The organism is Nocardia sp. NPDC003269, assembly GCF_042888005.1.
Lineage (GTDB): Bacteria > Actinomycetota > Actinomycetes > Mycobacteriales > Mycobacteriaceae > Nocardia.
In genome coordinates, this window is record NZ_JBIAPA010000001.1 from 2,209,713 (window position 1) to 2,232,757 (window position 23,045).

Annotated in this window: 20 protein-coding genes; 12 read left to right on the top strand and 8 right to left on the bottom strand. The window is 70.9% G+C overall.

The window, feature by feature from the left end:
• Positions 1–9 precede the first annotated feature (9 nt).
• Genes ACFYWJ_RS10125 through ACFYWJ_RS10140 form a run of 4 tightly spaced genes read right to left on the bottom strand, consistent with a single transcriptional unit; the run spans position 10 to position 4,584 of the window.
• Positions 10–1,044 carry a cysteine synthase family protein gene (locus tag ACFYWJ_RS10125; protein ID WP_355273312.1) on the bottom strand — a complete coding sequence of 345 codons (1,035 nt, stop codon included), beginning with the start codon at positions 1,042–1,044 and terminating at the stop codon, positions 10–12.
• Between the two features lie 36 nt (positions 1,045–1,080).
• Complete coding sequence (locus ACFYWJ_RS10130) at positions 1,081–2,520, bottom strand: Y4yA family PLP-dependent enzyme (protein ID WP_355273309.1); 1,440 nt, start codon at positions 2,518–2,520, stop codon at positions 1,081–1,083.
• Positions 2,511–3,521 (bottom strand): ornithine cyclodeaminase family protein, encoded by a 1,011-nt coding sequence (locus ACFYWJ_RS10135; RefSeq protein WP_355273306.1) that lies wholly within the window; start codon positions 3,519–3,521, stop codon positions 2,511–2,513. Before ACFYWJ_RS10135 ends, ACFYWJ_RS10130 begins: the two co-directional genes overlap by 10 nt.
• Positions 3,493–4,584 carry a TauD/TfdA family dioxygenase gene (locus tag ACFYWJ_RS10140; protein WP_355273303.1) on the bottom strand — a complete coding sequence of 364 codons (1,092 nt, stop codon included), beginning with the start codon at positions 4,582–4,584 and terminating at the stop codon, positions 3,493–3,495. The genes ACFYWJ_RS10135 and ACFYWJ_RS10140 overlap by 29 nt, the downstream gene beginning before the upstream one ends.
• Before the next feature lie 328 nt (positions 4,585–4,912).
• Here ACFYWJ_RS10140 and ACFYWJ_RS10145 point away from each other — a divergent pair, with 328 nt between their 5' ends.
• The 8 genes from ACFYWJ_RS10145 (at position 4,913) to ACFYWJ_RS10180 (ending at position 14,267) form a co-directional block, all read left to right on the top strand.
• Positions 4,913–6,424 carry an ABC transporter substrate-binding protein gene (locus tag ACFYWJ_RS10145; RefSeq protein WP_355273301.1) on the top strand — a complete coding sequence of 504 codons (1,512 nt, stop codon included), beginning with the start codon at positions 4,913–4,915 and terminating at the stop codon, positions 6,422–6,424.
• Entirely contained in the window at positions 6,421–7,359 is a 939-nt protein-coding gene (locus tag ACFYWJ_RS10150) for an ABC transporter permease (protein WP_355273298.1), read from the top strand. Before ACFYWJ_RS10145 ends, ACFYWJ_RS10150 begins: the two co-directional genes overlap by 4 nt.
• Positions 7,356–9,866, top strand: a complete 2,511-nt coding sequence (locus ACFYWJ_RS10155; RefSeq protein WP_355273295.1) for an ATP-binding cassette domain-containing protein — start codon at positions 7,356–7,358, stop codon at positions 9,864–9,866. The genes ACFYWJ_RS10150 and ACFYWJ_RS10155 overlap by 4 nt, the downstream gene beginning before the upstream one ends.
• A gap of 95 nt (positions 9,867–9,961) precedes the next feature.
• Positions 9,962–10,687, top strand: coding sequence for a lytic murein transglycosylase (locus ACFYWJ_RS10160; RefSeq protein WP_355274605.1), 726 nt, complete (start codon positions 9,962–9,964; stop codon positions 10,685–10,687).
• A gap of 114 nt (positions 10,688–10,801) precedes the next feature.
• The gene (gene eno, locus ACFYWJ_RS10165; protein ID WP_355273293.1) at positions 10,802–12,088 is read left to right on the top strand and encodes a phosphopyruvate hydratase; all 1,287 of its coding nucleotides are present in this window, start codon (positions 10,802–10,804) and stop codon (positions 12,086–12,088) included.
• A gap of 49 nt (positions 12,089–12,137) precedes the next feature.
• Positions 12,138–12,731, top strand: a complete 594-nt coding sequence (locus tag ACFYWJ_RS10170; RefSeq protein ID WP_355273290.1) for a septum formation initiator family protein — start codon at positions 12,138–12,140, stop codon at positions 12,729–12,731.
• On the top strand, positions 12,728–13,249 hold the full coding sequence (locus ACFYWJ_RS10175; protein WP_355273287.1) for a DUF501 domain-containing protein: 522 nt from the start codon (positions 12,728–12,730) through the stop codon (positions 13,247–13,249). The genes ACFYWJ_RS10170 and ACFYWJ_RS10175 overlap by 4 nt, the downstream gene beginning before the upstream one ends.
• A gap of 67 nt (positions 13,250–13,316) precedes the next feature.
• Entirely contained in the window at positions 13,317–14,267 is a 951-nt protein-coding gene (locus tag ACFYWJ_RS10180; RefSeq protein WP_355273284.1) for a Ppx/GppA phosphatase family protein, read from the top strand.
• Between the two features lie 60 nt (positions 14,268–14,327).
• Here the strand turns inward: ACFYWJ_RS10180 and ACFYWJ_RS10185 are convergent, their stop codons facing one another.
• Positions 14,328–14,978, bottom strand: a complete 651-nt coding sequence (locus ACFYWJ_RS10185) for a hypothetical protein (RefSeq protein ID WP_355273281.1) — start codon at positions 14,976–14,978, stop codon at positions 14,328–14,330.
• Positions 14,979–15,105: 127 nt separating this feature from the next.
• A complete protein-coding gene (locus ACFYWJ_RS10190; RefSeq protein ID WP_355273279.1) occupies positions 15,106–16,164 on the bottom strand; it encodes a TfoX/Sxy family DNA transformation protein in 1,059 nt (352 codons plus the stop codon).
• A 279-nt stretch (positions 16,165–16,443) separates the two neighbouring features.
• Here ACFYWJ_RS10190 and ACFYWJ_RS10195 point away from each other — a divergent pair, with 279 nt between their 5' ends.
• Complete coding sequence (locus ACFYWJ_RS10195) at positions 16,444–18,042, top strand: MFS transporter (protein WP_355273278.1); 1,599 nt, start codon at positions 16,444–16,446, stop codon at positions 18,040–18,042.
• A gap of 133 nt (positions 18,043–18,175) precedes the next feature.
• On the opposite strand, the gene ACFYWJ_RS10200 is transcribed toward ACFYWJ_RS10195, so the two are convergent.
• Positions 18,176–19,195, bottom strand: a complete 1,020-nt coding sequence (locus ACFYWJ_RS10200) for a hypothetical protein (protein ID WP_355273277.1) — start codon at positions 19,193–19,195, stop codon at positions 18,176–18,178.
• A 74-nt stretch (positions 19,196–19,269) separates the two neighbouring features.
• On the opposite strand from ACFYWJ_RS10200, the gene ACFYWJ_RS10205 reads away from it, so the two are divergent.
• Positions 19,270–20,511 carry a cytochrome P450 gene (locus tag ACFYWJ_RS10205; protein WP_355273275.1) on the top strand — a complete coding sequence of 414 codons (1,242 nt, stop codon included), beginning with the start codon at positions 19,270–19,272 and terminating at the stop codon, positions 20,509–20,511.
• Positions 20,508–21,092, top strand: coding sequence for a helix-turn-helix domain-containing protein (locus tag ACFYWJ_RS10210; protein WP_355273272.1), 585 nt, complete (start codon positions 20,508–20,510; stop codon positions 21,090–21,092). Before ACFYWJ_RS10205 ends, ACFYWJ_RS10210 begins: the two co-directional genes overlap by 4 nt.
• 1 nt (position 21,093) lies before the next feature.
• Here the strand turns inward: ACFYWJ_RS10210 and ACFYWJ_RS10215 are convergent, their stop codons facing one another.
• The gene (locus ACFYWJ_RS10215; protein WP_355273270.1) at positions 21,094–21,672 is read right to left on the bottom strand and encodes a carboxymuconolactone decarboxylase family protein; all 579 of its coding nucleotides are present in this window, start codon (positions 21,670–21,672) and stop codon (positions 21,094–21,096) included.
• A 113-nt stretch (positions 21,673–21,785) separates the two neighbouring features.
• Between ACFYWJ_RS10215 and ACFYWJ_RS10220 the strand changes: the two genes are divergently transcribed.
• The gene (locus ACFYWJ_RS10220) at positions 21,786–23,012 is read left to right on the top strand and encodes an acyl-CoA dehydrogenase family protein (protein WP_355273268.1); all 1,227 of its coding nucleotides are present in this window, start codon (positions 21,786–21,788) and stop codon (positions 23,010–23,012) included.
• Positions 23,013–23,045 lie beyond the last annotated feature (33 nt).

Genomic DNA, 23,045 nt, shown 5'->3' on the forward strand with positions numbered 1-23,045 from the left:
CGTTCGCGCTCACCTGACCTCCATCAGTTCGTCGTGTCGCCGCAGCGGCGAGTAGCGGCGCAGCAGGGTGGTGACCTCGCATTCGGCGGCGGGGTCGAGCAGATCGCGCGCGGCCATCCAGTCGTCGTCGAACACGGTATCGAGATACTTCTCGCCACCGTCACACACGATGGTCACCACGGTCGACCCGGCCGGGAACTCCTCGAGCCGCGCCAAGGCATTGTGCACCGAACCGCCCGCGGAACCGCCGATCAGCAGACCGTGTGTCCTGGCGACGGCGCGCGCGGTGGCGAAGGCGTCGGTATCGCTGACCTTCACCCCCTCGTCGAGCAGGGAGTAGTCAACGGCGGTGCCGATGGTCGCGCCGGGCGGGGTGCCCGTGCCCGACTGCCAGTACGGCCCGCCCTCGCCGCCGAAGGCGATGGAGCCGACCGGTTCCACCCCGATCACCCGGGCGGGCGCGCCGAGTTCGCGCAACCGGGTGGCCGTCCCGAACAGCGAGCCGCCGGTGCCGACCGCGGACAGCAGGATATCGACCCGCTCGACGTCGGCCAGCAACTCCTCGGCCACCGCGTAGTAGCCGACGGCATTGGCGTCGTTGTTGTGCTGTTCGGTGAAGTAGGCGTCGTCGCGGGCGGCCGCCATCGCCTCGGCGAGATCCTCTCGTGCCGAGGTGGCCAGCTCGTCGTCACCGTCGTCGGCGACGAACACCAGGTCGGTGCCCATGGCCCGCATCGCGCGCAGTTTGTCCTTACAGGCGTGGTTGTCGACCACGGCGGTGAATCGATAGCCACGTTCGGCCGCGACCACCGCCAAGCCGAGTCCGGTGTTCCCGGACGTCGACTCGATGATATGCCCGCCATCGCGCAGCAAACCTCGCCGCTCCGCGTCGAGCACCATCGAACGGGCCATTCTGATCTTGGCGGCGCCGGTCGGGTTGAACTGTTCGAGCTTGAGCAGCAGCCGGGTTCCGGCGTCGGTGACGGCGAGTTCGAACAGCGGGGTGCGGCCGATCAGATCCGTCACGCGCGTGACGAGAGCCATGGGGTGTTCCTCCATCGGATTGGGAGCTCGGGTGGATCAGCGGGCGTCCATACTCCAGCGCCACCGGTCGCCGCGAGCGCGCAGCACGACCTTCGGCGGGAGCGGGAGTTCGTGGAACGGGGACTCGTTGGAGTCCATCTGGTACCCGGCGGTGTTCGGGTAGACGAGCAGATCGCCGACGCGGGCGCGGCGGGGCAGCGGGATGCGCCGCCTGCTCAGCAGGTCGGACTCCAGGCAGGTGGTGGCGCCGACACAGGTGGGGGTGCGGTCGCCGGGGTGCGCGGGCCACAGCACGGGATCGGGCAGGTATTCGCTGGCGAACCACTGCTCGGACAGGCTCAGGCTGGTGCCGTCGACGGTGAGGATGTCGTACGGAGCGCCGTGCGCGGTCCGGGTCTTCACGCCCTGCACCCGGAAGACCGAACTGCCCGCCCGGTCCAGCAGGGCGCGGCCGGGTTCGACCGCGAGCCGGATGTCGTTGTCGCGCAGCAGACCTGCCAGGTCGTGGTGGGCGAGGACGGCAGCGAGCATGTCCGCGCCGGGCACCGGGAAGTGATACGGGTAGTAGCCGCCGGTGGGCGGGTCGGCGTGGAACCAGCTCTCGCTCAGGGAGTCCTGGAATCGCGCCCACGCGTCGGCGTCGAGGTAGTCCACCCCGAATCCGCCGCCGATCGAGATCGTGTCGGCCGGGTGCCCGTCCGCCCGTGCTCGCAGACAGTGCCCGACCAGCGCGACAGCCTGTTCGGCCCGGGCCGTGGCGTCGTAGCCGGACAGATGGAAGCTGAAGCCGGACAGCGTGATCGGACCGGCGACCGCCTGCACGGCCTGTTCCAGCTCGATCGGGTCGAGCCCGAAGCGGCTGGCCGATCCCTCGGGCAGTACCCGCAGCAGGATGCGGGCGGGCAGCTCCATGGCACGCAGGCGATCGAGCTCGTCGAGCGCGTCGATCGCGATCAGTGCCCGGTGCCGCGCCGCCAGCCACAGCAGTTCGTCGGACTTCGCGGGTCCGGTCACCATCAGGTCCTCGCCGCGGACGCCCTGAGCCAGGGCGGCGATCAGCTCGCCGGTACTGGCGACATCGATGCCCGCCCCGTTCTCGGCACAGGCGCGGGCCACGCACGCCGCCTTGTTCGCCTTCTTCCCGAAGTACACGAACCCGTCGACCTCGGCCCGGCGGAACGCCGCGTGAAAGGCGTTGATATTCATCGCGACCCGCTCGGGAAACAGCACATGGAACGGCCCGCCGACGACCTCCGCGATCTCGCCGAGCAGCTGCGGATCATCGATCAGCCGCTGTTCCACCGCGCTGATCCGGGCGGGCATCGGCGGCGCGCAGTGCGTCGGCCGATCGGCCGTGGGCACCGTGCCTCGATCGGCGATGCCGCCCGGCCGCGGCAGGCCCGCCCGACGCAGGACGGCGGCGTCGGCGGACGAACCACCGACGCCGCCACCGGACGCGTCGTCCGTCAGTCCCACAACGGCACCTCTACACCCCGTCCCTCGGCGATGGCCCTGGCCGCCAGCGCGTGCGCGACCGCGATATCGGTGAGCACCAGCCCGCTGTTGTAGACGAAGATCTTCTCGTCCTCGCTGCGTCGCGCGGCCGCGCCGCGGGTGAGGATCTGCGGCAGTTCGGCGTCGACGCTGCGCAGGGTGCCGTCCGGCCCGACCATGTCGGTCCCGGTGAGCGCCATCTGCGCGGCGCTGGTCGCGACCACCCGATCGGCTTCGACCAGCGTCGACGGCGCGAGCCCGTAGCCGACCAGCACCGCGACCGAACCCGGTGCGAGATGGGCGGATTCGAGCGCCACCTCGGTGCCGGGACCGGCGGTCGCCAGCACCACGTCGGCGTTGGCCGCCGCCGCGTACGGATCGTCGACCACCTCGAGCAGCGCGTGCGGCGCCGCGTCGGCGAGGTGCGCGTGCACGGCCGACAGTCCCTCCGGGTGGGTGCCGAACACCATCAGCTTGCGTAGCTGCGGATTCACCGCCAGCAGATGCGGCAGCGCGTTGCGGCCCTGGGTGCCGGTGCCGATCAGCAGCGCGCTCTCCGCGCCGCGCCGCACGGTCTCGCGCACCAGCAGCGCCGAGACCGCCGGCGTGCGTAACGCGCCGACCCTGGCGCAGTCCATCATCGCGATGGGCGCGCCGGTGGTGTCGTCGTAGAGCGTGATGGTGGTGTAGTACCGCTTGGTGCTGCGGTCGTGGCCGGGATCGAACTTGTAGGAGGTCTTCATGGCCACCACCCGGCGCCTGCCGTCGCGTCCGAGCATCGCGTAGGACACCGAGGAGCCGCCGGGATCGGCGACGCTCAGCTTGCGCGGGTTGTCGGATTCGCCCGCCGCGAAGGCGAGATACGCCTCCTCCACGGCCCGGACCACCTCGGCGGGGGTGATCGGTACGTCGGCCAGGTCGCTGCGCGAGAGCACCCGCAGCGGGATGCTCCGGTCACGGTTGTTCAACGGATCCTCGTTCATCTGTGCTGCCCCGCTCTGCCGTCCGATCGATGGCCGCCCGGAACGGCGCGACCACCCTTTGCCCATACCCATTCTCGGACGACTCGTTCGCGCGCCTGCGACGTTCGGGCAACCGGATGTTGACCCGCTTGAGCCAGCGATCGGTGCCGTCGTAGCGGGCACGGAAGGGCACCCGCCCGTGCACGGCGACGTCGTTGTCCACCAGCAGGATCTCCCCGGGAGCGAGCGCGGGCGCGTGGCAGACCCGGGCGAGCTCGGCGGTGAGCTGGGCATAAGCCGCCCGGAACGCCGGGTCGGCGTCGTCGAGCGGGGTATAGGCGGGATCGTAACGCAGTGTGGCACTGCCGGATTCGTCGAACCACACGGTCGGCAGCGCGGGGGCGGGCTGATCGAAGCCGGTGCCGTAGGACACGTCGGGCAGGATCGGCAGCGTCGGCACGGTCAGGGCCGCCAGGTCCGCCTCGGCCAGCCGGACCTGCCGCACCGACGACACCGTGGTGGCCACCCGGTCGGGGTTGCGCAGGCAGGTCAGCATCAGCAGGTTGGCGCGCGCGGCGTGGAAGGCGTCCTCGGTGTGCGGGCTGAGCAGGGTGGAGCTGCTCGCGCCGGACTGCTCGTCCTCGTGGCCGACGGCGGGCAGGATGTTGTTGACCAGCCTGCCGTTCTGCTGGCCGGCCCAGCCGAACGGTTCGCCCGCGCACCGCGCCAGCAGCAGCATCGCGATGTCCAGATCGAGCGAGCCGGTGTGCCGGGGATCGGCGGCGGACGCGGCCGCGGCCTGCCAATGCGGCGGCGTCGGGCCGAACTCGGCGTCGTCGACGGGCAGGCCGCGCACGACGGTGGCGCCCGCCGCGGTGGCGGGCGGTCGCACGGCGTGGCGCACGGCGGCGGGCAGTTCGCCGACCCGCTCGTCGACCTGGGCCAGCAGGACCGGGTCGTGCAGCGTGTCGGTGTGGGGTTCGTCACCTAATCGGTGCCGGATGTCGGTGGCGAGCGCACGGACGGCCGAGGCGGCGTCGGGGGGTAGCTCGCGATTTTCGATGTCGTGCAGGTGAAGCGTCATACGTTCGGACAGAACGCTTTTCACCGGCCTTCCCTTCTTCGCATCGGTCGAACGCGGGTGATCTTCAGACTCGAAGTGCGAAGGTAGTGCCTGTACTCTAATTAGGCAAGACTTACCTAACGTGTTGGCTGAGAAATAGCCTATTCATATAACGCAGAGTTCTACCGGAACGGTCGAAGCGGGCGTCATCCGGGGTCCGGATGACGTGCTGCGGTTCGGTGACGGTCGCCGGGAAGCTCCCCAGCCGACGACTGTTTTAGGCTAGCCTCGCCTAGTTTGCGGCGCCAGGAAAAGTGGTGCGGCGCACGCGGTTCGAGGGAGGAACACCATGGGTTTCACGCGCAGGCAGCTCCTGCAATCCGGGCTCGGCGTCACCGCACTACTGCTGGTGGCCGCGTGCACGAGCGACGACGAGGCCGACGGCCCCGCAAAGCCGGGCGGCACACTGCGCGTCGGCGCGCTCGGTACGGCCGCCCGCATCGAACGCGATCCGCACGCCAACCTCAGCAACGACAGCGACTTCCTGATCGCCTCGCTCGTCTACGACGCGCTGACCGTCCCCGGCGCCGACCCGACCGTCGCGCCCCGCCTGGCCACGCGCTGGGAACCCTCCGCCGACAACCGTCGCTGGACGTTCACCATCGCCGAGGGCGCGAAGTTCCACAACGGCGCGCCCGTCACCGCCGACGACGTGGTGTGGTCGATGCGGCGGCTGCGCTCGGTCGGCGGGGCGTCGAAGATGCCGGTCGCCGAGAACGACATCGTCGCCGACGGGCCGAACCGCGTCGTGTTCACCCTCGCCGCGCCCAATACCCAGCTGCCGCTGCTGCTCCGGCTGATGACCTTCACCGTGCCGCAGGGCACCACCGACTTCGCCGCCGCCATCGGCACCGGCCCGTTCCGGCTCGAGTCCTACCAGGGCGGCAATGCCCGGCTGGTCCGCAACGAGCAGTGGCACGGCACCCCGCCGCTGCTCGACGCGATCGAGGTGACCATGTTCGACAGCGTCACCGCGCTCGGCAACGCCGCGCTGGCCGGGCAGATCGACCTCGCCTCCAATGTCGGCGCGATCGCGGGCCGCACCGCCGCGAGCCGCGGTGACCTGCAGGTGGTCCGGCGCGCGAACGACACCATGCTCGGCGTGGCCATGCGCGCGGCCGACGGGCCGTTCGCCGACGCGCGCGTGCGCACCGCGCTGCGGCTCGGCGTCGACCGGACCGCGCTGGTCAACCAGGTGCACTCCGGCTACGGCACCGTCGCCGCCGACATCCTCGGCACCGCCGACCCGCTCTACGACACCGCGCTCGCGCGGCGCGACCGTGACGTCGAGCGGGCCAAGACCCTGCTGCGCGAGGCGAATTTCGACACCGGGCGCAGCTACCCCTTCGTCACCAAGGCCGAGGTGCCGGGCGAGGTCGAGTCGGCGAAGGTGATCGCCGCTCAGCTCGCCGACATCGGCGTCCGGCTCGACGTGCAGGTGGTCGAACCCGCCGCCTTCTACGACACGACCTGGCTCACCGCCCCGCTCTACACGGTGTCGTGGGGCACCAACGACTCGGTGCTGTTCTTCGCCGACAAGCTGATGACCTCGGCGACAAACCGCAACGAAACCGCCTTCCGCGACCCGGAATTCGATGCCGCGACCGCCAAGGCGCTGGCGTCCTCCGGTGACGACTACACGAAGTCCTGCCGCGATATCCAGCGCATCGAATTCGAGCGTGGCGGCTATCTGGTGTGGGGCATGGCCGACGGCGTCGACATCGCCGCCGCGCCGGTGCGTGGCCTGCCGACGCTCGGCGGCTTCGCCCGCGTGCAGCTGGAACGCGCCTGGCTGGCGTGAGCGCCGTGCGGACCTTCGCCCTGCCGCTGCTCCGGCGGATCGCGCTGCTCGTGGCACTGCTGGCCATCGTGTTCGTCGCGGTGGACCTGCTGCCCGGCAGCGCGGCCTCCTCGGCGCTCGGCCGCGACGCCGGGCAGGGCGAACTGGCCGCGAAGGAACACGAACTCGGCCTGGACCGCGCGCTCCCGGTGCAGTTCTGGCACTGGCTCTCCGGCGTGCTGACCGGGGACTTCGGGCAGACCGCGCGCGGCAACTCGGTCGGGGACCTGCTGGCGGACAAGTTCCCGCAGACCCTGGTGCTCGGCGGTATCGCGCTGGCGCTCACCGTCTCGGTGTCGCTGGCGCTGGGCTGCTGGTGGGCGATGCGCCCGCGGGCCTTCGGCGCGCGCCTGCTGCAACCGGCCAGCACGATCGCGGTCGCGGTGCCCGAATTCGTCTGCGGCACACTGCTGATCCTGGTGTTCTCGCTGGCCACCGGGTGGCTGCCCGCCGTCACAATCACCGATCGCTCGGGGTTCCCGGCCGGGCCGGAGATGCTGATCCTGCCGGTGCTGGCCTTGGCGATACCGCAGATCGGCTGGAACGCGCGGGTCGTGCGCTCCGCCCTCGAGGACGTCGCCACCGCGCCGCACGTGGAGAACGCTGTGCTGGAAGGGCTTCCGTCCCGCACCGTGCTGCTGCGGCACATGCTGCCTTTCGCGGCCCCCGCCATCGTCGCCGGCTACGCCACCTCCGTCGGCATGCTCTTCGGCGGCGCATTGGTCGTGGAAACACTGTTCAACTACCCCGGCGTCGGTGCGGTCCTGGCGGGTTCGGTCGCCGATCGCGACACCGCCACCGTCGCCGCGGTCGTCGCGCTGACGGCCATCGTCATCATGGTGCTGCTCGCGGTTGCCGACTTCGTCCGCACCTGGGCCTCGGGAGGCACGCGATGATGCGCGCGGCCCGGTGGTGGCGGTGGTCGGCGGCGGCCGGGGTGGGGCTGGTGGTGCTCGTCGCGGTGGTGGGGCCACTGCTCGCGCCCTACCCGGCGGAGCGAGCGGTGGGGATGCCGTTCGCCACGCCGGGTGGGGGAGCGGTGCTCGGGACCGATCGGCTCGGGCGGGATGTGCTGAGCCATCTGCTGACCGGCGGCACCCAGCTGCTGGCGGTCTCGGCGGTGATCGCGGTGGTCGTCACCGTGTTGTCGGCGGTGCTCGGCGCGATCGCGGCGGTTCGCCCGCGGGCGGGTGCGGTGATCGAGCTGGGCGGCGATCTGGTGATCCTGCTCCCGGCCGTGCTCGGCATCCTGCTCGTTCTCACCGCGTGGCCCCAGGGCGGCGTCACCGCGCTCATTGTGGTCTCGCTGCTCTTCGGCGTCCCCTATTGCGCCCGGATCTTCGCCGCCGCGGCGGCCACCATCGCGGCCAGTGGCTACATCGAGGCCGCCGTCGCCGGCGGAGAGTCCCTGCCGCACCTGGTCTTCCGCGAAATCCTGCCGAACCTGCGCGCGGTGTTCACCACCCAGCTGGGCCTGCGTTTCGTCGTCGCGATCTATCTCGTCAGTACCGTCTCCTTCCTCGGCCTCCCCGCCCTCGACGACGACAATTGGGCGAACATGGTGCGCGACAACGCCTCCGGTCTGTTGCTGAACCCCTGGGCGGTGCTCGCGCCCAGTGCGGCCATCGCGGTCGTCGCGGTCGGCGTCAACCTCGTCGTCACCGGTGGGATGGCCCGGAAACCCGATCGCCAGGCCGCTGAATCCGTGACTGCCCCGCGGCCCGCCGACACGGCGACCGGTGTCGCCAGGCCTGCTGTGGTGAGTCGTACCCGGGCCGGGGGTCGGGATCGGCCGACGGGCCGGCGGCACGAGGACTGCGGGATCTCGGTGGTCGATGCCGGGGACGCCGCGGTAGTCGAAGGACTGACTGTGATCACCGATAGCGGTGCGTTGTTGGTGTCGCCGTTGTCCTTCCGGCTGAAGGCCGGGACCGTGACCGCGCTGACCGGGCCGTCGGGTGCGGGCAAGTCGACCGCGATGCGTGCGCTGCTCGGTCATCTTCCCGCCGGTACCAGGCAGGAAGGGGCTGTGCTGGTCGCCGGGCACGACGTGTTCGCGTTGGATTCCGGTGCGCTGCGGAAGTTTCGGCGGTCCCGGGTCGCCTACGTCGGCCAGGACCCTGGCTCCGAACTCAACCCGCTGCTGCGCGTGCGCGCCCTCCTCGCCGAGGCCGCGCCCACGGCCACCGACGCCGAGCGCCACGCCGCCCTCGCGCTCGTCGGCCTCGACGCCACGCACCTGCGCCGCCGCTGCGCCCGCCTCTCCGGCGGCCAGCAGCGCCGCGTCGCGCTCGCCCGCGCACTACTCCGCAAGCCCCAGGTCCTCCTCCTCGACGAACCCCTGGCCGGCCTGCACGGCGCGCTCCGCACCGACATCGCCCGCCTCATCGCCGAAGTCGCCGCCCGCGAATCCACCGCCGTCCTGCTCTCCGGCCACGACACCGCCACCGTGCACGCCATCGCCGACACCGTGATCGAGGTGTCTCCGCCGGGCCGGGCACCGGTGGGCGACACCGGCACACCGTCCGATCGCCACGACCAGCCGTCCGATCAGGTGGGGCGTTCGGCTGGGCGCGCGCCCGCACCGGTGACCGTTGTCGCGGGCGCGAACCGCGAATCGACGCCGGACCTACTCGAGGAAGACACGGTCGACGCCGGGGGCGCGGCAGAGCCGCCGACCCTGCGCGTCGAGGGGATCGGCGCGGTCGCCGACGGGCACGAGATCCTCGCCAGCATCGACTTCACCGTGCGCGCGGGCGAAGCGCTGGCCGTGGTCGGACCGTCGGGCGCGGGCAAGACGACGCTCGCCCGGGTGATCGCGGGTCTGCACGTCGGCGCGGGTTCGCTCGAATTGGCCGGTGCGCGAATAACTGTCGATCGTCGACGTCGGATCAAGGTGGGGGCCAAGGGTATTCAACTGGTCACCCAGAACCCGCTCGCCGCACTGAATCCCCGCCGCACCGTCGAACAGACCCTCGCGCGCCCGCTGCTCCGCATCGCCCGCGTGCCGAGGGCGGAGCTGCGCGACCGGGTCGAATCCCTGCTCACCGCCGTCGAACTCCCCACCGATCTGGCCGCGCGACATCCGCACGAACTCTCCGGCGGTCAACGCCAGCGCGTGGCCCTGGCCCGCGCCCTCGCCGCCGACCCCGCCGTACTGATCTGCGACGAGATCACCACGGCCCTGGACAGCTCCACCGCCGCCGCGATCATGACCCTGCTCGACCACCTGCGCGCCGCGCGGGGCACCGCCCTCGTGCTGATCAGCCACGATATGGCGCTGGTCACGACGCACTGCACCGAACTGGTCGTGCTCGACCACGGCCGGGTGGTCGAATCCGGCAGCCCGGCCGCTGTTTTCGCTGATCCGGCCCACCAGGCCACCGCCGCACTGCTGGGCTGACCAGGCGCTTTCCTATGGTGAGGGCGCGACGATCGGTCCCACTCCACTCTGAGAAGTCGCTGTGAGAGGTGCCAGGGATGCGACCGACCTGGATGATGGATGGGGTGTCTGTGCAGAAAGTCGGCGTGCTCGCCGCCGTGGCGGTGACCGCGCTGCTCGCGGGGTGTAGTTCGCTCGCGTCGATCCCCGGTGACATGCCGCCCGGTCCGGGTGCCGCGCTGCCCGCGATCGATGTCGACGCGCCGGGGCGCGCGTCCGAGCAGTTGCGCGCGTGGGCCGACGAGCAGTCGGGGGCGGTCGGGATCGAACCGGTGGCGCTGGAGGCCTACGGGTACGCGGCGGCGGTGCTGGCCAGGTCCAAGCCCGAATGCGGGATCGCCTGGACCACGCTGGCCGGGATCGCCAGCGTGGAGAGCGGGCACGGCACCCATCGCGGCGCCGGCGTCGACGCCGACGGGACGGTGCGCCCGGCGATCATCGGGGTCGCCCTGGACGGCACGAAGGGCAATGCCGACATCCGCGACACCGACGGCGGCACCCTCGACGGCGACACCACCTACGACCGCGCGGTCGGGCCGCTGCAGTTCATCCCCGAGACCTGGCGGCGCTGGGGTGTCGACGCCAACGGCGACGGGGTCGTCGACCCGCAGAACATCGACGACGCGGCCCTCACCGCCGCGCGGTACCTGTGCGTCCGCGGCGGCGACCTGACCTCGGCCGACGGCTGGCAGCGCGCGCTGTTCGCCTACAACCAGTCGAACAAATACATGCGGGTCGTGCGCGACCGCGCCGCCACCTACAGCATCGGCCGCCGGGTGTAGTTACCGACCGGCCGGAGTGCCGGTTACTCCACGTCACGCCGAGACGATAGGCTCGGCACCGCACGGCCCATCCCGTGAGACCTACCGTGCCTTCAGTCGTAAGGAGTCGTTTTCGTGGCCATCATCGAACAGGTCGGAGCGCGCGAGATTCTGGATTCGCGCGGCAATCCCACTGTCGAGGTCGAGATCGCCCTCGACGACGGCACCCTGACCAGGGCGGATGTCCCGTCCGGCGCGTCCACCGGTGAGCACGAGGCCGTCGAGCTGCGTGACGGCGGCGACCGCTACAACGGCAAGGGTGTCACCAAGGCCGTCGAGGGTGTCCTCGACGAGATCGCGCCCGCCATCATCGGCCTCGACGCCGTCGAGCAGCGCACCGTCGACCAGGTCCTGCTGGATCTGGACGGCACCCCCGACAAGTCCCGCCTCGGCGCGAACGCCCTGCTCGGCGTCTCGCTGGCCGTCGCGCGCGGTGCGGCCGAGTCCTCGGGCCTGGAACTGTTCCGCTACCTGGGCGGCCCGAACGCCCACGTGCTGCCCGTGCCGATGATGAACATCCTCAACGGTGGCGCGCACGCCGACACCGGCGTCGATGTCCAGGAGTTCATGGTCGCCCCGATCGGCGCGCCCACCTTCCGCGAGGCGCTGCGCTGGGGCACCGAGGTGTACCACTCGCTCAAGGCCGTGCTCAAGGAGAAGGGCCTGTCCACCGGCCTCGGTGACGAGGGTGGCTTCGCCCCCGACGTCGCGGGCACCGTGGAGGCGCTCGACCTGATCAGCGTCGCCATCGAGCGCGCGGGCTACAAGCTCGGCACCGATGTCGCGCTCGCGCTCGACGTGGCCGCCACCGAGTTCTACACCGCGGGCGAGGGCTACAAGTTCGAGGGCCAGGTCCGCACGGCCGCCGAGATGGGCGAGTTCTACGCCGACCTGCTCACCCGGTACCCGCTGGTCTCCATCGAGGACCCGCTGTCGGAGGACGACTGGGACGGCTGGGTCGCGCTGACCGACGCCATCGGCGACAAGGTGCAGCTGGTCGGCGACGACCTGTTCGTCACCAACCCCGAGCGCCTCGAAGAGGGCATCGCCAAGGGCGCGGCCAACGCGCTGCTGGTGAAGGTCAACCAGATCGGCACCCTGACCGAGACCCTCGACGCCGTCGAGCTGGCGCACCGCAACGGGTACAAGACCATGATGTCGCACCGTTCGGGCGAGACCGAGGACACCACCATCGCCGACCTCGCGGTCGCGGTGGGCTCGGGCCAGATCAAGACCGGCGCCCCCGCCCGTTCCGAGCGGGTCGCCAAGTACAACCAGCTGCTGCGCATCGAGGACGCCCTCGGCGACTCGGCGCGTTACGCGGGTGACGTGGCCTTCCCGCGCTTCACCGGCGTTTTCTGAGCAGTAGCAGTACCGCAAGACAGGCAGTGAGATGACGGGGCGGTAGCGAATGACCGAGCGACGTGCGCGTGGAACCAGTCCGGGTGGACGAGGCGACCGCCGCACGTCGCGGGCCGCGCGCTCCCGCCCCAGTCATCTCGACGCCCCCGGCCGCCCCGCCGCGGCCAAACGCACCACCCGGCGCCGTCCCGAGTCCGCCACCGGCGCGACCACGGGCAAGCGCAAGACCAGCGGCAGGCTCGAACGCAGCGAGCACACCATCCTCGGTCTCTCGACCGGCAAGGCGGTGATCCTCGCGGCCGTGCTGTGCGGCCTGGCGCTGACCCTGGCCGTACCGACCCGCACCTACTTCAGTCAGCGGGCCGAGGCGGCCGCGCTGGCCCAGCAGCGCGCGGAACTCGACGCCGACCTGGCGGCCCTGCGTGATCGCCGGGCCCAGCAGCAGGACCCGGCCTACATCCGCTCCGAGGCCCGCGACCGGTTGCGTCTGGTGATGCCCGGCGAAACCCCCTACATCGTGCAGATCCCCGGCATCGAAGCACCGGCGCCGCCGCCGATGAGCACCCGAACAGCGGCGCCCGACCCCTGGTACACCGACCTGTGGCGCAGCATCTCCGAACCGGCCCCGGAAGGACCAAGGTGACCGCACCGAACGAGCGCGACCTCGAGATCATCGCCCAGCAGCTGGGCCGCGAGCCGCGCGGTGTCCTCGCCGTCGCCTACCGCACCCCCGACGGCCTGCCCGCCGTGGTGAAGACCGCGCCGCGGCTGCCCGACGGCACCCCGTTCCCCACCCTGTACTACCTGACCGACCCCCGGCTGACCGCCGAGGCGAGCAGGCAGGAATCCGCCGGGGTGATGCGCGAGATGACCGAACGTCTCGCCGCCGATCCCGAGCTGGCCGCGGCCTACCGCGCCGCGCACGAGAGCTACCTGGCCGAACGCGACGAGATCGAATCGCTCGGTACCGATTTCACCGGCGGCGGCATGCCCGACCGGGTGAAGTGCCTGCACGTGCTGATCGCGCACTCGCTGGCCAAGGGCCCCGGCCTGAACCCCTTCGGCGACGAGGCCGTCGCCCTGGCCGCCGACGCGGGCCTGCGCGGCACCGCCATCCCCGCCGACTGGCCCGCCGCACGCACGCCCGAAGAATCGGCATAATCGCGGACAGCGCGTGGCGCCGGATTCGCACCGGCGCCGGGCGATCGGGCCGACCAGGAGGAACATCATGACCGAGCGCATCGCCGCGGTGGACTGCGGTACCAACTCGATTCGTCTGCTGATCTCCGAGGTCGGCGCCGACGGCGGCCTCACCGACGTGCACCGGGAGATGCGCATCGTGCGGCTCGGCCAGGGGGTCGACGCGACCGGCAGGCTCGCGCCCGAGGCGATCGAGCGCACGCGCGTCGCGCTGGCCGACTACGTCGATGTGATGCTCGCCCAGGGCGTTTCCCGGGTGCGCATGGTCGCCACCTCCGCCACCCGCGATGCCGCCAACCGCGACGACTTCTTCGACATGACCCGCGCCGAGCTGGGCCGGGTGGTGCCGGGCGCGGTCGCCGAGGTGATCACCGGCGACGAGGAGGCGCGGCTGTCCTTCGCCGGCGCGGTCGGCGAACTGTCCGCCGACGCCGGGCCGTTCGTGGTGGTCGACCTGGGTGGTGGCTCCACCGAACTGGTCGTCGGCGACGGCGACGGCGTGCAGGCGGCCTACTCCGCCGACATCGGCTGCGTGCGGATCACCGAACGCTGTCTGCCCGGCAATCCGCCGACGCCCGAACAGGTCGACGCGGCGCGGGAATTCGCGCAGACCAAGCTCGACGAGGCGTTCGCGAAGGTTCCGGTGGACCGGGTGCACACCTGGGTCGGTGTCGCGGGCACCATGACCACCATCACCGCCGTCGCGCTGGACCTGCCCGAATACGACTCGACCCGGGTCCACCTGACCCGGCTGAGCCTGGCCGAGGTGCACCAGGTGTGCGACCGCCTGATCGCCATGAACCACGACGAGCGCGCGGCGCTGGGCCCCATGCACCCCGGCCGGGTCGACGTCATCGGCGGCGGCGCCGTCATCACCGAGGTGCTGGCCGACGAATTGGCCAGGCGCGCGGGCGTTTCCGAGCTGATCGTCAGCGAGCACGACATCCTCGACGGCATCGCGATGTCCGTCATCGCCTGAGCGACACGACAGCGCCGCGCACCGGAAGGCTTCCGATGCGCGGCGACGTGGACCGTCGGATCAGGGCAGCACCTGGGGAATGACCTCCGGCGCCACGGCACCGACGGCCGCGCCGATGAGCGCGCCGACCAGGGCGTTGGGCAGGCCGACCAGCCCGACGCACGGCAGGTACAGGATCATCGTCGTGATCATCGGCACGCACACCACTGCGGCGGCGATCAGGCCGACGCCTGCGCCGATCGCGGCGGCATTGTGCACCGGATCGGAATTCTGCGCGGTCGGGTTGGTGGCGATGGTCTTCAGTTCGGTGGCCGCGGCCTGCGAGACCTGCGGGGTCGCCCGCAGCGTGCGCCCGTCGGCGGAGATCTCGGTGGCCACGGTGATGGTGTTGCCGCCGACGGTGCCGAAGGTGGTGGGCACCTGCGCGATCGGGCTGCCGGTCGCCGATTCGACCGTCAGCATGCCGTCCTGGCCGAGGACGAATCGTCCGTCGTCGACGGTCGCCGACACGGTCCGCAGATCCGGTGTGACGTCGGTGCGGTAGGCGATGCCCTCGGCCTGGCCGTGCGAGGCCAGCCCCTGGACGAACCGGGCCTGCTGATCGGCATCGACATCGGCCGAGGCCACCCCGGCGCAGGTGACGGCCACGGCGACCGGCAGGGCGGCGGCGAGCAGCCGCCGGCCGAGGCCGGAACTCGAGTTCTGGAACATATCGGAGAAACTCCCTCTCCGAATTCGCCCGAAGAAATCGGCCCCCCGGGTGAATCCGAAATATCGTGGTCGATGAACACAGATGATTCGGATTGCCCCGCCGTCTTGGATGGAATTCCCGGCCGGGCTAATTCCGCCCGGGCGTGGCGCGGAGTGTTGCGCGCGGGCCCGGCCGGACCGGTGCGCGGTAACGCGGCGGGGACACCCGCGCGGGGACGGGTGCCGGACCGAGGGCGGCGACCAATTCCCGGCGCCGCTCGGGCCCGATGAATCGCCGGTCGCGAAAAGTGAGCGCGCCCTCCATCGCCCAGAGCATTTCCGGATTCAGGCCGCGCACTTGCGCCGCGCGCAGCCGCCGATAGGTTTCCACCGCGCCGAGTTCGGCGAGTTCGTCGAGCGAACGCACGTCCGCGTGCGCGAGCATCGCCGCCGCCGCGTGCCCGAGTTCGGCGCCGCGCCCGCGATATTCGCGAATACGCAAATGGGCGTCACCCCGGACGGTTTCGGCTTCGCTCCAGACTTCGGCGCGCAAGGCGTCCGGGGAGGCCGGACGGTCGGCGCGGGCGAGAACGCGGGCACGCGCCTGCCGGGCGACGCCGACCATCGGGCGAAAGGCCCGGAAGATCTGGATCTCGCCGTCGTGACCGTGCCGCCATTCGTCCAGATACACGTGGTCGGTGCCGAATCCGGCGGAATCGAGTCGTGCGGCGTCGAGCGCCCAGACCCGGCAGTCGTCGGGGGTGCGTGGGGTGAGCACCAGCATCCCGCGGCGGCGCGTGATGTCCCCGCCGACCCGGCGATGGCGGTGCTCGGCCGACCACGCGTCCGCGGCGCGGGGCTCCAGCGTCCGGTCCAGGCCGAACGTCTGCCAGCGGACGGTCCCCGCCGACCCGCCTGCCCGTGTCTGCCGCTTCAGTGCCGCCGCGGCCTGATCGTCGAATCGGGTGTGCCAGCCCGGCACCAGCACGATGGGGTCGGCAGGGTCGGCGTCGAAGGGCGTCGGCACCAGGAACTCCCGGTCGAGGAGGATCACGGTCCCCGGCCGCGACTGATACGACAGCCCCCACAGCAGCCTGGCCAGCAGCTTCGCGCCGTGGTCATCCGACAGCACATGCCACGTCTCGTGGAACCGATTCGTGCTGAACCGGGCGCGCGTCCCCGGCCGCGGCGCGATCACCGTCCGCACACCACGTACTCCCCGCACCGAATGCCGGTGCAGTTTCAACCCGTCCGAGATATCCCGGGCATTCCCCGGCCGTTGTCTTTTCATCCCCCCAAGGAGGCCACATCGCCCCGCGCGCGGGCAACGGCTTTTCCGCGTGGCAGCGCCGAGGTGGGCCTGGCGTAACGGTTCGTGGCTGGTTGCGGCTTTCCGGGTCGCCGGGAGCTTAGTGTCGGGGTGAGCACTGGGTTGGCCCGAACCGGGTTGCCGCCGGTTCACGACGCGTGAGGTGGTGGGACTGCCATGGTCGACGGGGCGGTTGCCGGGGGTGCTGATCAGTTGTCGGGCAGCAGGCGGCTGCTGGCGATTCTGCTGGCGATGGCGATGTTCGTCCTCGTCGTGGACACCTCGCTGATGAACGTGTCGATCTCGGCGGTGGTGCGTGACCTCGACACCACCGTCAGCGGCGTGCAATCCGCGATCGCGCTCGAGGCGCTGGTGTCGGCGGCCTTCATCCTGATCGGCAGCAAGGTCGGTGACCTGATCGGCCGCCGCCGTGCCTACGTGCTCGGCCTGCTCGGCTACGCGACCGGCGCGACCGCGATGACGTTCGCGCAGAGCCTCACCGCGGTGATCGTGCTGTGGGCCGTGGTCGGTGGCATCGGCGCGTCCCTGCTGCTGCCCGCCATGCAGTCGCTGGTGCACGGCAACTTCCACGGGCCGGCGCAGAAGAAGGTGTACGCGCTCGTCGGCGCGGCGGCCGCGATCGCCGCCGCGGTGGGACCGCTGCTCGGCGGCTTCGTCACGACCTTCCTGTCGTGGCGGGTCGGGTTCGCGCTCGAGGTGGTGATCATCGTCGCCGTCCTGTCCGGGATCGGGCTGGTTCGCGATGTGCCCTACACGGGGTCGCGCGGCGTGGATGTGGTCGGTGCCGCGCTGTCGGTCCTCGGCATGGGCGGCATCGTGCTGGGGATCCTGGTGTGGCAGGAGGGCGGCGAGGCCGTCGCGGCCTTGCTGGTGGCCGGTGCGGCCGCGCTGATCGGGCTGGCGTACTGGCTGATCCGCCGGAAGCGGCGGGGCGAACCCGCGCTGATGGATCCGGACCTGTTCCGGTCCAAGGCGTTCCGGCTCGGGGTCATCGGGCAGATGCTCCAGCAGATCGCGCTGGGCGGCACGATGATCGCGCTGCCGATCTATCTGCAGATGGTGCTCGAGTACAACGCGATGCAGGCGGGCCTGTCGCTGGCGCCGCTCTCGCTGAGCATGTTCGCTGTCGCGCTGATCGCGGGTCGGCGGGCGGGGGCGCGGCGCTCGGCGCCGATCATCCGGTGGGGGTTCGTCCTGGTCACCGTCGGTATCGCGGTGCTACTCCCGCTGGTGCCGCGCGCGGAGTTCGGGTGGGCGCTGCTGGCGCCGCTCGTCGTGGCGGGCGCGGGCTTGGGTCTGCTCGTCTCGCAGCTGAACAACTACACGCTCGCGCCGATCTCGGAGGAGCGGGTCAGCGAAGCCTCGGGCACCAACTCCGCCGCCGGGTCGTTCGGGCTCTCCTTCGGCCTGGCGTTCGCCGGCGCGATCATGCTGGCCACGCTGTCGCTGACCTTCACCGCGATGGCGGAGTCGAGCGAGGTGCTCCCGCCCGCCGAGCAGGCGCACGTCGCCCAGGTCCTCGAGGACGACGCGCAGGTCATGAGCAACACCGAACTCGAGTCCCTGCTCGCGGGCCAGCCGCCGGCGATCAGCGAGGAGATCATCCGGATCAACACCGACGCGCGGCCACTCGCGCTCCAAGCGGCGCTGCTGGTCCCGATCCTGGCCGGACTCCTCGGCCTGCTCAATTCGTTCCGCATGGTGCGTGAACCCGACGCACCACCCACCCCGAGCACCACACCAGGGCAACTCTGACCTCCTACCGCACGGCTCCGCGGCATTCCGCCACCGGTTCCGTGCCAGAAGTCCTCGCGCGAGTGATTCCAGGGATGCCGTCCGACCAGGTGTTCCCCATGATTCGTCGCTGCCGGGTCGGGGCGCGGTGCGGCTAGCCGGGCAGTGGCGCGATGGTGTCAGCCTCGGCACGCAGCGCGGTCGCCTCGTCGGCGCGGTCCAGTGCGGACAGGCCGTCCGCCTGGGCGCGCAGCGCGAGGGCGAGCGCGTCCTTCATGCTCCGCCCGAGCTTCTCGACCTCGATCACCAGGCGCTTCGTTGTCGTTTTCGCCTGCGGCCGCGTCGCTTTCGCTACCAGGGCCGGGAACTTCTTGTCGAATCGGCCGACGATCCAGCGGCGCAGTTCGATCTCCTCGGCCCGCAGGGCGACGGCGTCCCGCGTCCGGCCGAGCTCGTCGAGGTAGAACGCCTCCTCGTAGAGCGACTGCGCGAAGCTGGTCGTCTTGGCGCGGCCGAGCGGCATCGCGACCATCTCGCGGCGCACCGCCGTCGACTCCGCCGCGTGCCGCAGCGCCGCGGCCGTATCGTCGACGACCCAGTGCCTGCGCGCGATCCGGCTGTGGAACTCGCCGAGCTTGTCGGCGAGGACGTGGGTGCCGATCGCGAACGGCGGCGGCCGCAGCCCGATCACCTCCGCCGTGCGCCCGGCGGACAGTAGCGAGCTGTAGCGATCCGGTTGCGGATGCGCCTTGTCCCAGGCGATTCCGCTGTCCACGAGATGCAGGGCGGCACCGTGGGTGAGCGTCCACCCGCCGACCACCTCGGCGGCGACCGCGAGATACATCACCGCCGCGATCACCAGCGCCGACACCACCGCGACCGGCCACGTCCAGCCCGACGGCGACAGCTTCCACACCACCACCGCGACCACGTCCGCCACCGCCACCGCCACGAAAGACCAACCGGCGAGCAGTATTCCGCGCCGCGGCAGCGCGGCCAGCGCCAGCCACACCGCCGCCCGGCCCGCGCCGGTGAACCCGATGCCGGGCAGGAGCAGCAGCACCAGCCACAGTTCCTGCCCGGTCCACAGCCAGATCGGCACGCCGATCGTCGCCGCGAGCACCGCCCAGATGAGCGCCGCCCCCCAACTGCCGAAATCCTCCCCGGAACCCATGCCCAGATATTCCCCGCCGCCACCGACAGAAACTAGTGTTAGACATATGTGAGTGTTTGTCTTACCTTGGAGGCATGAGTTCAACGACGTCTCATGTGGTCGGGTTCGAGCTGCGCTCCGGGGAAACCTGGCGCGACCCCTGGTCCATGTACTCCGCGCTGCGTGACCAGGACCCGGTCCACCGGGTGATCCCCGACGGGCGGGAAGCCGACGACTTCTACGTGCTGTCCCGCCACGCCGATGTCTGGGCCGCGGCCAAGGATCCCGAGACCTTCTCCTCCGCGGCGGGATTGACCGTCGACTACGTCGACCTGGCGGCGGCGGGCTTCGGCGCCGTCAAGCCGTTCGTCTTCATGGACCCGCCCGAGCACACCGATTTCCGGCGCCGGGTGGCTCCGGGATTCACTCCGCGCCAGGTGAATTCGGTGGAGCCCGCGGTCCGCCGGTTCGTCGTCGAGCGGATCGAGCGGCTGCGCGCGGCGGGCGGGGGCGACATTGTCGAGCAGCTGTTCAAGCCGCTGCCCACCATGGTCGTCGCGCACTATCTCGGTGTGCCGGAACGCGATCACGGCAAGTTCGACGAGTGGACCGAGAACATCGTCGGCGGCGCGGTCGCCGGCGCCGGGCTGGCCGCGGGCGATGAGCACGCCTTCACCGCCGTCGGTGAGCTGGTCGGCTACTTCTCCGAGCTGATCGCCCGTCGCCGGGTCGAACCGGGCGACGACACAATCTCGCACCTGCTGGCCTCCGGCCTCGGCGCCGACGGCGACAACGACGGCCTGATCGCGATCCTCGGCTTCGCGTTCACCATGATCACCGGCGGCAACGACACCACCACCGGCAATCTGGGCGGCGCGGTCCAGCTCCTCACCGCCTACCCCGACCAGCGCAGGCAGCTCGCCGACGACCCGTCGCTCATCCCGGTCGCCATCGAGGAATTCCTCCGCATGACCTCGCCGGTGCAGGGGCTGGCCCGCACCGCCACCCGCGATGTCGAACTGCACGACACCACCATCCCCGCCGGGCGGCGCGTGCTGCTGCTCTACGGCTCGGCCAACCGGGACGAGCGCGAATTCGGTACAACGGCAGCCGAACTCGACATCCGCCGCAATCCGAAGCGCATCCTCACGTTCAGTCACGGGCACCACCACTGCCTGGGCGCGGCCGCGGCCCGCATGCAGGCGCGCGTCGCGCTCGAGGAACTGCTGGCCCGCTGCCCCGACTTCACCGTCGACCTCGACGCCGTGCGGTGGGCCCACGGCAACTACGTCCGCTGGCCGCTGTCGGTGCCGTTCCACGCGACGGGTGCGGCGTGAGCGGCGACTGGCTGGCCACCGACCGCGCGGATCTGGCCGCCGAGCGGATTCTCGACGCGGCCGCCGAACTGTTCGCCGAGCGCGGGGTGGCCGCGGTCGGCATGCGCGATATCGCCGCGGCGGCCGGGTGCTCCCGGGCCACCCTGTACCGCTACTTCGACAATCGGCAGGCCGTGCGGATCGCCTTCGTGCACCGCGAAACCCGGCGCATCGTCGCCGGGCTCACCGATCAGGTGCGCGGCATCGCCGACCCGGGGGAGCGGATCATCGCCGCGATGCTCGCCGCGATCGCCGCGGTCCGCGCCGACCCGCTGCTCATCGCCTGGTTCCGCCCCGGCGATTCCGGCACGGCCGGTCGCATCAGCCAGGACTCCGACGTCATCGAGTCGCTGGCCGCGACCATCTTCGCCGACATCGACCTCGGCGACCCCGAACGCAGCAGGCTGGCCCGCTGGCTGACCCGCGTCATCGTCTCGTTCCTGGCCACGCCGGGCCGTGACGACGCCGACGAACGCGCGATGCTGCGGGAATACGTCGCCCCGATCGTCACGCGCGCCGCCCCCACCTGGGCCGACCGCTGAGTCAGCGCCCCGGTTCGGCGGTCTTCCGGTCGAGGTGGGCGACGCGCGGTTCCGGCATCGCGCACGCCATCCCGTCGGCCATGCCGGTCGGCTGCACACCGAGGCCCTGGTTGAGCCGCGCCCGCTGGTTCTCCCACGCGATCGACGCGGCCAGCTCGGTCAGCTGGGCCTTGGACAGGTGGGTGAGCAGGGTCGCGCGCAGCTCGTCGAGGTCGACCGCCGGGGTCGAGGTCATCGCCTCGGCGAACTCGATCACCAGCTTCTCCAGCTCGGTGTAGGCGTCGCTGGTTCGGTAGCGGGGCAGCTCGGTGATCTGGGCCCTGGTCAGTCCGGAGGTGTGCGCCAGCGCCGAGCCGATGTCGAGACAGAACTGGCAGGCCACCAGCCCCGCCGTCTTCAGCTCGGCGAGTTCCTTGAGCCGGGGATCGAGCTTGTTGCTGAACAGCAGCGCCGTCTCGTAGGCCATGGTCGCCGCCCCGATCTGCGGGCGTCGGCCCAGCCAGCCGACCAGATCGCCGCGATTGCGCTGCGCCTGCCCGATCACCGTGGCGTATCCCCTGATCCGCTCGACCACTCGCATCGAAACCACCCCTTCGTGTCGACGATTCGTCTACCCCGAACCTACTCCCCCTCCTCAACTAGAACGTGTTCTATATTCGAGGAAAGTTCCGGCGATCCCTCGGGAGTCCAGATATGTACCAGTGGTCCGACGAAGACCTGATGTTCCGCGACGCTGTGCGCGGGTTCATCGCCAAGGAGATCACCCCGCACGTCGACCAGCTGGAGAGCGGGGCGCTGCCGCCGTTCGACATCATTCGCAAGCTCTACGCCACCTTCGGTCTGGACGAGATGGCGCGCGAAGGGCTGGACAAGGCGCTCGCCCGCGAGGAGGCGGGCACCACCGGATCGGGCAAATCGGGCGGCGGGTTCAGTGGCGCGGGCAGCATGGGCGTCATCCTCAACAGCGAGCTGGCCGGGGTCAGCCTGGGCCTGGTGGCGTCGATGGGCGTGAGCCTCGGCCTCACCGCAGGCACCATCCGCAGCCGCGGCACCCTCGCCCAGAAGAAGCGCTGGCTGCCCGAGCTGGTCACCATGGCCAAGGTCGGCGCCTGGGCCATCACCGAGCCGGACTCGGGCTCCGACGCCTTCGGCGGGATGAAGTCCTACGTCCGGCGTGACGGCGCGGACTACATCCTCAACGGCCGCAAGACCTTCATCACCAACGGCCCGTACGCCGACGTCACCGTCGTCTACGCCAAGCTGGACGAAGAGGACGGCACCGACCGCCGCGACCGCAAGGTGCTCGCGTTCGTGCTGGACAAGGACATGCCCGGTTTCGTGCAGAGCCCGCCGTTCAAGAAGATGGGCATGAACTCCTCGCCCACCGGCGAGCTGTTCTTCGAGAACGTCCGCATCACCCCCGACCGCCTGCTCGGCGAGACCGAGAACCCGGCCAAGGGCGACGGAAAAGACAGTGCCAAGGAGTCTTTCGCGGCCGAGCGCATCGGCATCGCCTCGCTGGCGCTGGGCATCATCAACGAATGTCACCGCCTGTGCATCGATTACGCCAAGTCCCGCAAGCTGTGGGGCAAGGAGATCGCGCAGTTCCAGCTCATCCAGCTCAAGCTCGCCGAGATGGAGATCGCGCGGATCAATGTGCAGAACATGGTCTTCAACGCCATCGAGCGCACCGCCGCGGGCGACAAGGTGACCCTCGCCGAAGCCTCGGCGATGAAGCTCTACTCCTCGCGTGCCGCCACCGAGGTGGCGATGGAGGCCGTCCAGCTCTTCGGCGGCAACGGCTACATGGCCGAGTACAAGGTCGAGCAGCTCGCCCGTGACGCCAAGTCCCTGATGATCTACGCGGGCAGCAACGAAATCCAGGTCACCCACATCGCGAAGGGTCTGATCGCCGGATAGCTCGGGGCGCGCTACCGCGCGGATGGCGGGTTT

Excerpts from the sequence above, each read along its gene's own strand:
- ACFYWJ_RS10125 (WP_355273312.1), bottom strand. The coding sequence starts at position 1,044 with ATGGCTCTCGTCACGCGCGTGACGGATCTGATCGGCCGCACCCCGCTG.
- ACFYWJ_RS10135 (WP_355273306.1), bottom strand. The coding sequence starts at position 3,521 with ATGAACGAGGATCCGTTGAACAACCGTGACCGGAGCATCCCGCTGCGG.
- ACFYWJ_RS10200 (WP_355273277.1), bottom strand. The coding sequence starts at position 19,195 with ATGGGTTCCGGGGAGGATTTCGGCAGTTGGGGGGCGGCGCTCATCTGG.
- ACFYWJ_RS10145 (WP_355273301.1), top strand. The coding sequence starts at position 4,913 with ATGGGTTTCACGCGCAGGCAGCTCCTGCAATCCGGGCTCGGCGTCACC.
- ACFYWJ_RS10195 (WP_355273278.1), top strand. The coding sequence starts at position 16,444 with ATGGTCGACGGGGCGGTTGCCGGGGGTGCTGATCAGTTGTCGGGCAGC.
- ACFYWJ_RS10185 (WP_355273281.1), bottom strand. The coding sequence starts at position 14,978 with ATGTTCCAGAACTCGAGTTCCGGCCTCGGCCGGCGGCTGCTCGCCGCC.
- ACFYWJ_RS10170 (WP_355273290.1), top strand. The coding sequence starts at position 12,138 with ATGACCGAGCGACGTGCGCGTGGAACCAGTCCGGGTGGACGAGGCGAC.
- ACFYWJ_RS10205 (WP_355273275.1), top strand. The coding sequence starts at position 19,270 with ATGAGTTCAACGACGTCTCATGTGGTCGGGTTCGAGCTGCGCTCCGGG.
- ACFYWJ_RS10155 (WP_355273295.1), top strand. The coding sequence starts at position 7,356 with ATGATGCGCGCGGCCCGGTGGTGGCGGTGGTCGGCGGCGGCCGGGGTG.
- ACFYWJ_RS10220 (WP_355273268.1), top strand. The coding sequence starts at position 21,786 with ATGTACCAGTGGTCCGACGAAGACCTGATGTTCCGCGACGCTGTGCGC.
- ACFYWJ_RS10140 (WP_355273303.1), bottom strand. The coding sequence starts at position 4,584 with ATGACGCTTCACCTGCACGACATCGAAAATCGCGAGCTACCCCCCGAC.
- ACFYWJ_RS10215 (WP_355273270.1), bottom strand. The coding sequence starts at position 21,672 with ATGCGAGTGGTCGAGCGGATCAGGGGATACGCCACGGTGATCGGGCAG.
- ACFYWJ_RS10160 (WP_355274605.1), top strand. The coding sequence starts at position 9,962 with ATGGATGGGGTGTCTGTGCAGAAAGTCGGCGTGCTCGCCGCCGTGGCG.
- ACFYWJ_RS10180 (WP_355273284.1), top strand. The coding sequence starts at position 13,317 with ATGACCGAGCGCATCGCCGCGGTGGACTGCGGTACCAACTCGATTCGT.